Genomic DNA, 13,289 nt, shown 5'->3' with positions numbered 1-13,289 from the left:
CTCGGTTCTCTGAACCGGGGGCGATATACTCCATCCCCGAAACAGAGTTTCGAGGCTACGGCTTGACCTTGGTCGTGATATTTTCGCGTAGCCTCTGGGCCATTAGGTCGTCTCGGGAGTGGGGGCTTCCTCTAGCTCTTTAATCGTCTTGTGTGCGTGCTCCCGCTTCATGCTTCGGGCCTTCCAGGTCAACAGTGTACCGATGCCTCCCATGAAACAAACGATAAAGAGGATTTGCAGTCGCTGTAGCAGCGTATTGGGTACGAAGAGTAAGAGGCAGACCATACCGGACATGATGAGCGAAGCGACGCCCACCATGTGGAGCTGCACGTGGTCGTTGCCTTCGCCGACTTCTTTGTCGAAATCAATTGGCGTATGCATGCGTGTGAAAAAGTTGTCCACGCGTTCTTTGTAGCTATCTTTCGCGTAGCGCCAGAGGGGGAGGCTGAGCAGAAACCCGATGGCGCCGGCTAGGTAGATCCAAGGTAAACGGTCTTGAATGAACCACTCGCGTGCGCCTGAGCGTTCGTCTAGGAAGAAATACAAGGACGGCATCGAGGCGAATGCGACGATGATGTAGTAGGACCACCAATGTAAGCGTTTGCACCACAGGCCCAAAACTATGGGAATCGTCAATGGCATACTGATAATGGCTGTAATCATTAGGAAGCTTTCAAACAGTTCGAATTTTTGCTGCACCGACATACCGATCGCTAGGATCATGACCGCGGCTCCCAGAAAGAGTGTGATGATCTGGCACCAGCGCAGTCCATTTTTATCGGGCAGTTCGGGGAGTTTGAACAAGCGACGAAAGAAGGGGATGACATTGCGAATAATGACGCCCGCCGTGCCGTTGAGACTGCTGTCAAGCGAGCTCATGGTGGAGGCAAACATCGCCGCCAGTAGTAGCCCTGTTAGACCATTGGGAAGCAAGTGAATGGCAATCATCGCATAGCTGGCAGTGGCGGGCTCCTTGATGTCCATTGAGAGAATTTCAGATTCCATTAGGAAGCGTGCGGCCATCGGTGGCAGGAACCAAATCGTGGTGCCGAGTGCGGTCAGCACCGCCGCGAGTAGGGCGGCCTTGCGCGCCGAGGGGCCGTCTTTGACTGTGAGGAAGCGTCCCGCGGTACCGAGGTTGATGTAGCCCTGAATCTGCATGATAAAAATCAGGATGATCCATTTCAAAGAATACTTATCTTTGGGGAAGGCGCCAGGCTCTTTAATAAATTTAAAATCCTCTGCGAACTTCGGATCGCTGAAATAGCCGAAGAAGGCGGACCATCCCCCCACTGCTTTGAGTGAGAGATGGAACACCAGCAAAGTCACAGCAAACATAATCAGACCTTGCACAAAGTCTGTGGCCATCACAGCCCAGCGACCGCCGGTGGTGGAGTAAAAGACCGCGACCGAACCAAGGATCAAGATCAACCAGTGCACTTCCAGTTCAGGGATTAGCACATTGGCGAAGATCGCCAGCGCATAGAGTTGGATGGCTCCGGACAGCGGCGAGGTCAGCACCGAGATGCTAACGCTAAATTGCTCCACAGACACCCCGAAGCGGTCGCGCATCACATCGGCCCAGGTTTCCGCGCGGGTTTGCCGAAACCAAGGCGCCAGAAAGACGCAGATCAAATAGCCGAAACAGCCCGCCGCATAGATGACCAGGAAAGTCGGGCCCGAGAGGAAGGCGGCCGAGGCATTGCCGGTAAAAGTAAAGGCACTGATCCCGCCCACGAGTATACTGGTGCCTGCCATCCACCATGTGGCTTTGCCGCCGCCCACTACGTAGTCGCTGACAGAAGAGTTCATTTTTGACGCCCAAAAGCCGAGGCCGACTAAGAAGACGAGATAAATGAGGATGCTGAGGTATTCGATGGTCATGGGCGGGGGGGATTCGCGAATTTTGTATATAAAACAGGATTCGCAGTATCTAATGCCTCGCCGCAGTGAGCCCCATCTTCTTGTGCTCTAACACGTGTCAGATCGTGCAATTTATTGAATCGGTGCTAGCACCGGGTCTGTAGCCAGAGTCCTAGTCGGGGGGCTGCTGGCCCGGATCGGCTGCGTTGCTTTGCTGCTCGTTTTTGAGTTTATCCTTCAAAACACGCAGTCGTTGGTTATGGTGCCGTAGCACCCATGCGGCGACGCAGAACGCGCCGATGCCCATTAGCAAGCCCATTAGGTGCGTGAGGGCTGTATTGGCTGCAAAAGAAAAGAAAGTAGTGACCGCCCCGATCGCGAAGAATGGCATACTGCGACTGCGGCGATTGCTTTGGGTCTCCTTGATTTCGATGTCCAGGTATTCGAGTTCGGAGAGTTCGTCGACGCGGTCGTTGTGAATGGAGCCAAAGGTATTTGCCTTCGCCTGTAGTAATTGTTCACGCTGTTCTTGTGTACTGAAATGTCCATCGAGCATATCTTATCATGGACCATTTTTGCGATGAAAGGCGAGAACCGATACGAGCTTGATCGATTGCAACTGGGACATTTGTGGCATTTTATGCTTCACTTGTCGCATCGAATGCTGGATTTTGCTCATCTTATGTTGACGATTACCTCTCGTATCCCCGCAATCCTGTCAATTTCCTGCCTGTGCTTTACCGCGCAAGCAGATGTGAATCTGCCGAGTATTTTCGGCGATCACATGGTGCTCCAGCGTGAGCAGAGCAACCCCGTCTGGGGCACGGCTGATGCGGGCGAGTCGGTGACCGTCACCATCGGAGAGCAGTCGCATACGACTGTGGCGAACGATGCCGGACAATGGCGAGTCGAGCTTGATCCTTTGGCGATGGGCAGTCCTTACACCTTGAGCGTCGCCGGTAACAATACGCTTCAATTCAAAGATGTGCTCGTTGGTGAAGTCTGGTTCTGTTCGGGCCAGTCGAATATGCAGTGGCCTGTTAAAAATTCCAACCATGCGGCGGTGGAATTGGCCACAGCGGAGCATCCAGAGATCCGCCTTATTACGGTCTCTCAAAATGGCACACAAGAGCTACAGGACGATTTCAAGGGCGAATGGAAAATGGCCACCGCATCCTCGGTCGCTGATTTCTCTGCGGTCGGGTATTTTTTTGGTAAGCGCTTGAACGACGCTTTAGATGTGCCGATTGGATTGATTGATAATGCATGGGGCGGCTCCGCAGCAGAAGCATGGGTGCCACGTGATGTATTGGCTGCGGAGGGCACATTTGATGACTATATCACATCATGGGATCAACGTGTTGCGGATTATACAGATGAAGTGCATGCCGAGAAGATTGCAGAATTTCACGCTTGGGAGGCGGCTGGTAAGCCAGAGCCGCGTAAGCGCTGGCCCAGCGACCCACGTAAGAACCAGCATCGCCCGGCCAATATTTATAATGGCATGGTGCATCCGCTGACCGGATACGGCATTCGCGGCGTGATTTGGTATCAAGGCGAAACAAATGCTGGTCGCGCGGAGCAATACCGTGAGCTCTTTCCCTTGTTAATTCGTAACTGGCGCGAGCGCTGGGGGCAGGGTGATTTTCCGTTCTACTGGGTGCAACTTGCAGATTTTCAATCTGAAGAATCGATGCCTTCAGATAACAATTGGGCGTATCTGCGCGAGGCGCAAACCATGACCCTTTCTTTGCCGAATACCGGTGAAGCGGTGATCATCGATGCCGGTGAGGGGCGCGACATTCACCCACGCGACAAGCAGACCGTGGCCGACCGTCTAGTGCGCCACGCTTTGGCTAAAGATTACGGCTATGATATGGCCAGTGACAGTCCACGCTATGCTTCCATGTCAGTTGAGGGCAATACCGTGACATTGAAATTCGATCATGTTGATCAGGGCTTGTATGCCTTCGATGTCAAAGAAGTGAAAGGCTTCAGCATCGCGGGTGAAGATCAGGAATTTGTTTGGGCCGAGGCCAAGATTGTGGGTAAAGACACGGTCGAAGTGTCCAGTGAACTCATTGAGAATCCCGTGGCTGTGCGCTACGCTTGGGCTATCAATCCCGTCGCGAACTTACAAGATCGCAATGGGTTACCAGTGACGCCCTTCCGTACGGACGATTAGAGTAAACTGCTGAGTGCTGCCTGACGCATCGCTTTGGAGAAAGCCCTTACTTATTTGTTGGTCGAAGCCCGTGCACATCACTGTGTCGGGCTTCTCCTCGACCGGCCGTGTTTCTTTGATGCAGCAGGCTGCAGAGAGTCGAATTACCGGTTGCAAGCAGTTCGCTTGCAACCGGAGGGGACTGGGCTTGAGTTTACAGAGTCTCACCGTCACACCCGTTTTCACGTTCTCAAGCTGATGAGTCATCAGATGGTCGTGCTCTACTAAGTGTAACGGCGGTCATATGTTCCGGGCGTTCTATGAACTTTTCGGTAAGGGAGTGTGTAGAATTCGTAGAGTAATAGTCTTTGCCGTTTGAACTATCTAGTTCAGTGCGGGGAGTCGCCTTTCTGGCCGGTTGATGATATTCTTAGTTAGAAATTCCTCTCAAATGTTTACGGCAAGACGTGCCTAGTTTTAATCCCATGCCATGAGCTGGCGTAAATAGCTCGTCAGTTCGGCGCCATTCACTGCGGCTTGTTTTTTAGAGGGGTGGTAATGGGCACCGTATCCGTATTTTCCATGTGCCGACATTTCAAAAAATGAGACTGGATTGTTTGGCTTGTTGGTTTCCGAGGCAACGCGCTCGAGGGTGGTTTTGATTTTGGGGTCATTGGTCATCGGTCCGAGTAGCAGCACGATTTTGGCGTTTGGATATTGGGACTGAATGCGTTGCACAAATTCAGTGTAATTACTTTCGAATTTGAGGACATTGGGCCCAGTGGTGCTGAAGTCGTTTGTGCAGAGATTAATACAAACCACGTCTGGTGTGAAACGCTTATAATCCCACTTCGGGAGTTCGGATTTGAACAGGCTTCGCTCGTAGATGGCCGGCATATTATCCTCACTTCCGTCCGCGGGGCCGTTGTAGTTGCGCAGTATCCCGATTCCGGAGCGGGCGACGACCAAATAGTCGGCCTGCAGCTTTCGAATGGCGTGGAAGGCGTAGGTGTCGCAAAAGTTTTCCTCTTCAGCTTTGAAGGCTTGGTGCTGGTCGGCCGCTTCGATGCCATAGCCACAGGTGATCGAGTCGCCGATAAATTCGATACGACGGGTTTCCGGAGTCGGCCAGGGCAGGCTTTTGCCATCCTCGCTTAACTCAAAGCTTTTGAAGCGAATGTTACCGATATTGCCTTCGGTCGCTTTGACTAGTTCAATGGTGTGTGGCCCGGGACTGAGATCTTTTGCCAACTCGTAGTAGCCGCCACTGCCCGCTAGCGTCAGTTTCTCCCCTCGCTGGCCATCGATAAATACGATGAGTGAGTTTTTCTTATGCAGATCATCGATGTAGGCCCCGATGCTTTCGCCTTCGAAGGCCATGCGCACGCGGGCTCCAGAGTAGGCGAACACAACTTCGCCGGGGCTTGAGTCATCGATCCGCCCACTGTAATGGATGTTGGGGTCGTTCGCCGGGATCGTTGCTGCGTGGAGCGTTGAGAACATCTGCAGCACAAGTAGGATTCCCAGGCTGTAGCTTTGTATTCGTTTGTAAGTCATTATTTAGAGTCTTCTACTTGACGGCGTGTTAAACTGTTTAATGCGGTAGCTTAAACATAGCCACGTCGTTTTTCCAGTTCTTTACGAATACTGGCTGCTCGTTCACGGCTCAGCGGATAATACCAGATGGAGAGTAAGGCCACGCCCCACATGATGGCTGGTAAAATTAAATATAGGTGAAACATTTTATCCACGACTGCCACGGCCTGATGGTCCAGGCTGGCGTCATAGCCGGAATATTCGAGCACCGCACCCCCGATCCCCATGGAGACGACCAGTGATGTCTTAATGAACCAAGAGTAGAAGGCATTGATCGATCCCTCGCGGCGGCGCTTGGTATCGACTTCATCCCAGTCCGCCACATCCGCTTTCATCGAGGGCAAAAAGAGCCAGACCGCTCCGATTGCAGTGGATTCAAAGAAGCCGGCAATGATTAACAGATAGGGCATGCTCGGCGTCATGAGGAAATAGTTGAGCAGGTGCCCGAAGATACAGGTGCCTAGCATGATTATCACCGCTTTGCGCTTATCCAGTTTCTCGCCCAGCCAGGTGAAAAACGGCAACAGCGCGATTCCGGTGACTGCGAGGACAGATCCTTTGAGCCCGGTGATCACACCGGCTTGGAGCATGTCACCATCACATACATAGTAAATAATGACGTAGGTACCCAGCCCGCCGATCGAGGCGTAGCCCATGACGAGAAAGAACGACACACTTATCAGCGACCACAGCGGCTTACAGGTGGCCGATTCTTTGATGCTCTTCCAAAAAGATTCGGGCTTTTGCTGGCTGGCTTCTTTGTCGTAGTAGCGCTCTTTGACGAAGAGCCCCGGCATGATGCCGAAGATCAACAGCAAGAGTGCAAAGAACCAGCAAAGGATTTTCATGCCCAAAACGATCGGCTTGTCGTCCAGATGGTCGCCGGTGAAGCTGGTGAGCATTGGCTGAATGCCCGCGACCATTGATTGAATCCATTGCGGCTTGCCTTCCAGACTACTCATGTCGCCCTTGGCAATGGTGCCAACAAAGACAATGGCCACAAAGGCCCAGCCGGCGAAGAAGGAGAGTATTTTACTCACAAAGGTCATGACGACGGTCAAGCGCGTGCGTTCGTCGTAGTTGGGCGTGAGTTCCAACTGCAGGCCGTAGTAAGGCATCGACCAGCAGGTGAAACTGGTGAAGTAAATGAGCCCGATCGCCGTCAGATAAACAAAGGATGCCTTATCCTGATTGCTTAGTTCATCGCTCAGGAAGGGGATGTAGTCCGCGATTTGTACCAGCCAGGAACTGCCGTTGATGACGCTCTCGGGGAAGTTCCAGATGAAGGGGAAGAGCGCAGCGGTGGTCAGGGATGCGAGAAAAATGAAGGGACGTCGCCGCCCCCAGCGGGTGCGGGCATTGTCCGAGAAGTTACCCACCAAAGGATCGGAGATCGCGTCCCAGGCGCGCATGATCATGAGGATGATGCCCAGCACAATGGGGCTGATCTCCAGTCCGATGTTGAAGAAGGGCATCCATAGGGTGCTCGTCACCAGGGAACTACCAATCCATTCGGTATTGGTGCCCATGGCGAAGGCAAGTTTCTGAGCAAAGGGGATGCGGTCTTTCTCGGGGATCTCGGTAAAACCTGCTTTTTTGAATTTAAAGGCCATATTGAGAATGGATAAAGGGGAGGGGCGTCATTCAGTCTCACTCTGAGCCTGAATGCTTGGCGGTGAAAGTTCAGGGCTTCGCAATAGGTTTCCTTATCGCGCTTTGGGGCAACCTATTGCACTAGCCCTGACTTGAGATCATTCTTATCTTAAGAGTTTATAAGGTGGTTCTCCTGACCCCGCCTGTGGCTTGAACTCGCTTTGTTTAGTTCCGTCACATTCAATTCATTCCCTCGTTGAAATCCCTTATGAATCGATTGCTTTATTTGTTTCTAGCTCTTGTGAGCTTTGTTCATTTGTCTGCTCAAATAAGCGTGATCGCGGAAGATTTCTCTCCGCAATCCGAATCTGAATCCTGGCCGGATGGCTGGCCGCAGCCCGCAGGAGCGAGCTGGGAAAATGAAGCTGGCAATTACTTTATTCGCATGACCAGTCAGGAGCCTGGTAAAATGCTGATGCTGTATCGCGAGCTTCGATTGCCCGAGGGGGTTGAGGCTTTGGAATTTAGCTGGAAGCAACGGGTCACTGGTTTGGAGCGTGGAGAAAAGGCCTGGTTTGATGCCCGCATCATGATGGAATTCATGGATGCGGATCGCAATAAGTTAAAAGGGCAGCCGCGCCCCGCGTATAGTAATCGCGATACCGATGGCTGGGTGCAAAAGCAGATGTCATTTCTGGTGCCGGAGGGCGCGCATACGCTCAAGTTCATGCCTTGTCTCTTCAATGTGAAGGCGGGCGTTTTTGACTTGGACGATCTGCAGATGCGGTCGATCGCTGCGACCCCACTACGGGAGGCCGCAGCGGCCGCCCAGCTGGAGAAAGCAGAGAAGGCGCGTGCTAAAATGGAGCAACGCCAGCGCAAGGCTGCTAAGGTTTTAGCGGAAAATGCTAGCTTGATCGCTAACGGCGGCTTGGAGGCAGATGGGAACAACGACGGCCGGCCCGATCATTGGGGCAAGCTCAAGGATCGGCTCTCCTACGAGATCGAAGCGGGGAATCGTTATTTACGCCTACAGTCGGACAATCCGGACAAGATGGTCATGTATTACTCAGTCATTGATCTACCGGCAGATGTGCAGGCGCTGGAGCTGTCCTTTGACTGGAGGCTTACGGATATTAAGAAGGGCACTGAGCCGTGGCATGATGCTCGTGTCATGCTTAAATTCCTCGATGCGAATGGCAAAAAGCTCAGCGGCGGGGGCGATGTATATAGTAAGAAATCGACGGATGGATGGCAGCACCGCAGCCGCAATTTATTGGTTCCGGAAGGTGCCGTTGCCCTCGAGTTCATGCCTGCTTTGTTTAATGTGAAGTCCGGCGTCATGGATATGGACAACCTGGTGCTGAAGCCGGTCGATGCGGCGCCTTTGTTGGCGGTCAAGGCTGAGAAAGATAAGATGCGCGCCTTTCTGCATGTGGATGCAGAAGCCGCGCAGCCCGAAAACTGGCCATCGGAGTTGCATGTGGTTGGGAATCGCCTGCACAACGCAGCGGGCGAGGAAGTCTGGTTGCAGGGCTCGAATGTTCCCAGTATGGAATGGAACCCGAGAGGGGAGAATATTTTAAAGTCGATCCAGGTCGTTTTGGATGAATGGAATGGCAATGTGATTCGTCTGCCGGTGAAGGAAGAATACTGGTTTGGTAAAGATGGGGAGGCGTATAAAAAGTTGATTCACGATGCGGTCATCATGACGGCCAATCGGGGTGCTTATCTGGTCCTCGATCTGCATCGCTACCGTTCACCACGGCAAGTTCACGCGGACTTCTGGAAAGAGGCGGCAAGCACCTATAAAAACCATCCGGCAGTTTTGTTCGACCTGATGAACGAGCCGCATGGAACCAGTTGGGAAGTCTGGCGCAATGGTGGCTTCGTGGCGGAAAAGCAAAAAGAGGGAGATGAAGATGCCTTCCTCAGTGAAGAGGATAAGAAGAAAAACGCCCGTGGCTTCGAGTCGATCGGCATGCAGGCCTTGGTCGATGCGGTGCGTGAGACCGGAGCACAAAATATCGTCATCGTCGGAGGCTTGGATTATGCCTATGATCTTTCCGGTATCCTCAATGGCTTTGCGGTGGATGATCATGGCGGGAATGGCGTCATGTATTCGACCCACGTCTATCCATGGAAAAGTAATTGGCAAAAGAGCTTTCTGAATGTCGCTGAAAAGTATCCCATCCTTGTTGGGGAGGTCGGTGCAGATGCCAAGAAAATGGACTTCATGCCGCATGAGCAGCAGGAAGATTGGGACAGCTGGGTGCCTTCGATGCTCGGTTTGATTCAGAAGTATCAATTAAACTGGACCGCCTGGTGTTTTCACCCGAGTGCCAGCCCCCGCATGCTCAAGGATTGGACTTATGAGCCGACTCCTTTCTGGGGCAAACAAGCCAAAGAAGCCTTGGGTGGGAAGCCGTTCAAGTTGGATCGTTTACGCTAATGGCTATGTTCAAACGTTTCTTGCATTGCCCGGACACCACACTCAAGTTGATCGTATAAATGTTCATCCCTGAGCACAGTCATTTATGTGTAAAGAAGAGTCGAAGCCATCGAAGTGGTGGTTTTGCCCTCATTATATCATTAGGGATTCTTTCATTTGTCCTGTTATTGTTGTTAAGTCTGACAGCTTTTGTTCGAGTGGAGACGCGACTGGCGAGTGATTCATTAAGCCAGTTGGAGGCGAAGCAGAATGCCATGCTCGGGCTGAACATAGCACTCGGCGCATTGCAACAACACACGGGGCCAGATCAGCGAGTGACGGGGCGGGCTGATGTATCGCTGCCCGCATCAGTGAACTTGCTGAGTGGAGAGGATGGGGCGACGGTTCAGACGAAGTTAGATACATATTGGCAGGCGCAGCGAAATCGTCAATGGACGGGGGTATGGCGCAATACGAATACGTCGGCCTATGATCCTGAAAACCCCAAGGGATACAATGCACAGCCAAGCCTGTTGAGTTGGTTGGTTAGTGGCAATGAAGGCGCGATCGATTATAATCCGACGGATCAGGTAACTGGCTTAAATGCGACAAGTCGGCCTTCGGACACGATTCTTGGAAGCGGTGGGCAGCGCTATGCCTTACTGGTGACGCCCGATGGAAATGCGACTGGGGGGGGCGAGGCGATCGATCGTTCGGTGACTGCACCGATCATGGAGATAGATTTAGGCGTGTCGGGGCATGGTAGTTATGCTTGGTGGGTTGGTGATGAGGGAGTGAAGGCGCGAGCGAATTTGGTGGACCCATATGCGGAGTCTGCCTTGCCTTCCGATCAATTGCGACGTGCGGCTTCGGCGCAACGTGTGGCAGTTGAAGCGATGACGACCGATGGTTCAGATGGGTTGGCTCCATTCTATACGCCCAATGATCCAGCCCTGGCAGATATATTTTCTCTACGTGATTTTGCATTTCTCAATAATGATTCCGCCTATATGGATGAGCTCGATTCACGTTTCCATGATCTCACTCTAAGCTCATGGGGAGTATTGGCTGATGTGAAACACGGAGGCTTGAAGCGGGACCTTTCATACATTCTCGGGCAAGCCGATGTGGCGTCGCTACAATCTGCAGCAGCTGCGGCTTATGAGGTGAATGCTGCGGATGGCTACTTCGTAATTGAGCCGACGGCGAGTTCGAACCGCTTTTTAAACCCTTTGACTACTGCGTATGCGGAGGTGCCAAGCGATACCGGCTATGGTGATAGCCGGCAACAATACAGCGTCGCTCCCGGAATTATGGCGTATACGCCGACTTGGGAGATGCTTGGCTCCTATCACAATGCGGGTAATTTGAGCACGGATACGCCGGTTGGTGTTTACACGAATACGGGGGCGGTTATTCCTCGACTCCAATCGCCCACGCAAAGTGGTATTGGGCCTATGGTGAGTCAGGCGAAAGTGTTTTATAATTTGAACGTGGGGAGCACTGTTCAATTACAAATCATTCCACAAGTGGTCTTGGTCAATCCATACTCAGTGCCCCTTGCGCCTGCCCAATATACGGTGCTGTTCACTGATTCTCAAACGGCTTATGTTCGGTTTGGCACACCTGCGAATGTTGATGATCCGCAGGTCGCGGAGTTTTCCAATACGAATCAAGTGAGCTTGGCCGGAGCAGGTCTTGGGAGCGCTCAAATGATTTTACAGAGTGATGGCATGGCGCCCGGCGAAGCACAGATATTCAGTCTACAAGTCAGTGGTGACTTGATCCCCTCAGGTGCCAATGCTCAGGCGGCATTTCAAGCGACCATGGTGAACGATTATGACCCATCGGCGTATTTGGTATATGATACCGGAGTGACGATTCCGAGCGGGACGACACATGCGGCTTTGTTTTTTAGCAAAGCACATATTTTAACCGAGTTGTTTTTAGACTATGACCCTGCGGAAAAGGCAACAGTGGGGGATCGCCGTTTAGTCCATTCGGTTTCGCCGCATTACCCCTCGACGGGCGATGATTCCAGTAATGTCTTTTTGGTATATCCTGTTGATTCGGGCTTGCGAGTGGGAGGGGGCAGTTATTTTCGTCTGGAGGACCTGTCGCAGGGCACTTTTCAACGCGCTTATTTTCTGCAGCAAAATTACCGGATGTCCATGATCACTGGCTTTCATGGTTTTACATCTGGCACACATTTAAAAGAGTGGGCACGGGGCTATGTAAAAACAGGATTTCCCGGGAATGAGAAGTATATCGGCGCGAATCTGCTGCGGCCTAGCGGTAGTTTGACCAATGTGCGATGGGGCCCAGTGAATTCAGGTGTGAGTAGTTATGATACCGCGCCGCCGCCTGGCATCGGCAGTGACCTGGGGTTTACCAATTTGCTTTATGAATATCCCGAACCGGGGATCGGCTTGAGCTCGTTGGGACAATTGCAGCACTTCAATACGATGGCTTATGTCGATCGGATCAATTGGCAGGGCTATTCCAGTATGAAAGCCTTGTACGGTGCGAATGTGCAGAATGCGACGACGGTTCAAGCCTGGCAGGGCAATTACACGCTATCGAATTCGTATCCAAATCCCGGTGTGGCGCGTGATCAAGTCTTCGGCGCGGGGTATTCTGGATATCATTATGATGGTTCCTATTTATGGAATGATGCGCTGTGGGACCGGTTCTACTTTTCGACCTATCCGGCACTTGGAGATTTTGATTTTGAGAACGATCAGTTGGTCAATCATCGCTATCAGCCCTTTCGTAGTCAGGCTGAGGTTCCGCACGACGATGAAACAAAATTTCGAGGTGACGGTAATCCGAGCCGTTCAGAGAACAGTCGTATGGCTGCAGCGAATTTGATGTCTAAGGGGGCCTTTAATATTAATTCCACCTCGGTGGAAGCATGGAAAGCCTGGTTCGCTAGTTTGAGTGGTGTGCCGATAGGAGATGAGGCGGATAGTGCGGATTTAACGGCTCCCTTTGCGCGTAGTTTGCAACGTATTGGAGAATCGAATGCGGCTGCGACGGCGAATAACGAGAATGCCTGGGCAGGCTTTCGCAATTTGACGGCTGCTGAGATTCAAGACCTGTCTGAGGAAATGGTCAGACAAGTTGTTTTACGCGGGCCGTTTCTTTCCATGGCGGATTTTGTGAATCGTCGCTTAGTGTCCAGCGGAAATGATACATACGGGCTGGGCTTAAAGGGAGCCTTGCAATCCGCACTGGATGTTGCGGTGAACGACGGGCGTGTGGATACAATCTTTGATAAACCCACATTAGACGATGCCAATATTATGGAGGACAGCGCATATAAGCTGGATTCCTTCATTAGTGGTTTCCCTGGCCATGTATTACAGGGGGACGTGCTTTCTCGCATCGGGCAGTACCTCTCCGCGCGGAGTGATACCTTTCGCATTCGAACGTATGGTGATGTCTTGGATCCAGTTTCGTCGTCGGTGAAGTCCAGAGCTTGGTGTGAAGCGCTGGTGCAGCGTTTGCCAGACTATGTGCGGCCGCCGAGCGAAGGAGGCGATGCCGCAGTGGATCCGGCGTTGCATGCGGACAACCTAAGTTTCGGTCGGAAATATCAAATTATCTCTATTCGCTGGTTAACTGAAGATGAATTATAGT

General features: G+C 52.2%; 7 protein-coding genes. 3 read left to right on the top strand and 4 right to left on the bottom strand.

Annotated features, from left to right (window positions below; translation table 11 throughout):
* Positions 1-102 precede the first annotated feature (102 nt).
* Together QEH52_RS10775 and QEH52_RS10770 are read right to left on the bottom strand one after the other, a co-directional pair.
* Entirely contained in the window at positions 103-1,884 is a 1,782-nt protein-coding gene (locus QEH52_RS10775) for a sodium:solute symporter family protein (RefSeq protein WP_308950380.1), read from the bottom strand.
* Positions 1,885-2,035: 151 nt separating this feature from the next.
* Positions 2,036-2,419, bottom strand: a complete 384-nt coding sequence (locus QEH52_RS10770; protein WP_308950379.1) for a hypothetical protein — start codon at positions 2,417-2,419, stop codon at positions 2,036-2,038.
* Positions 2,420-2,545: 126 nt separating this feature from the next.
* On the opposite strand from QEH52_RS10770, the gene QEH52_RS10765 reads away from it, so the two are divergent.
* On the top strand, positions 2,546-4,048 hold the full coding sequence (locus QEH52_RS10765; RefSeq protein WP_308950377.1) for a sialate O-acetylesterase: 1,503 nt from the start codon (positions 2,546-2,548) through the stop codon (positions 4,046-4,048).
* Between the two features lie 456 nt (positions 4,049-4,504).
* Here QEH52_RS10765 and QEH52_RS10760 read toward each other — a convergent pair whose 3' ends face one another.
* Positions 4,505-5,584 (bottom strand): SGNH/GDSL hydrolase family protein, encoded by a 1,080-nt coding sequence (locus QEH52_RS10760; protein ID WP_308950375.1) that lies wholly within the window; start codon positions 5,582-5,584, stop codon positions 4,505-4,507.
* Positions 5,585-5,634: 50 nt separating this feature from the next.
* Positions 5,635-7,236 carry an MFS transporter gene (locus QEH52_RS10755; protein ID WP_308950374.1) on the bottom strand — a complete coding sequence of 534 codons (1,602 nt, stop codon included), beginning with the start codon at positions 7,234-7,236 and terminating at the stop codon, positions 5,635-5,637.
* Between the two features lie 296 nt (positions 7,237-7,532).
* On the opposite strand from QEH52_RS10755, the gene QEH52_RS10750 reads away from it, so the two are divergent.
* A complete protein-coding gene (locus QEH52_RS10750) occupies positions 7,533-9,668 on the top strand; it encodes a glycoside hydrolase family 5 protein (protein WP_308950373.1) in 2,136 nt (711 codons plus the stop codon).
* Positions 9,669-9,838: 170 nt separating this feature from the next.
* The gene (locus QEH52_RS10745; protein WP_308950372.1) at positions 9,839-13,288 is read left to right on the top strand and encodes a hypothetical protein; all 3,450 of its coding nucleotides are present in this window, start codon (positions 9,839-9,841) and stop codon (positions 13,286-13,288) included.
* The last annotated feature ends 1 nt before the right edge of the window (position 13,289 follow it).

The organism is Thalassobacterium maritimum, assembly GCF_031127805.1.
Classification (GTDB): Bacteria; Verrucomicrobiota; Verrucomicrobiia; order Opitutales; family Coraliomargaritaceae; genus Thalassobacterium; species Thalassobacterium maritimum.
Note: the sequence above shows the minus strand (reverse complement) of the source record. Positions and strands in the feature narration are given on the sequence as shown.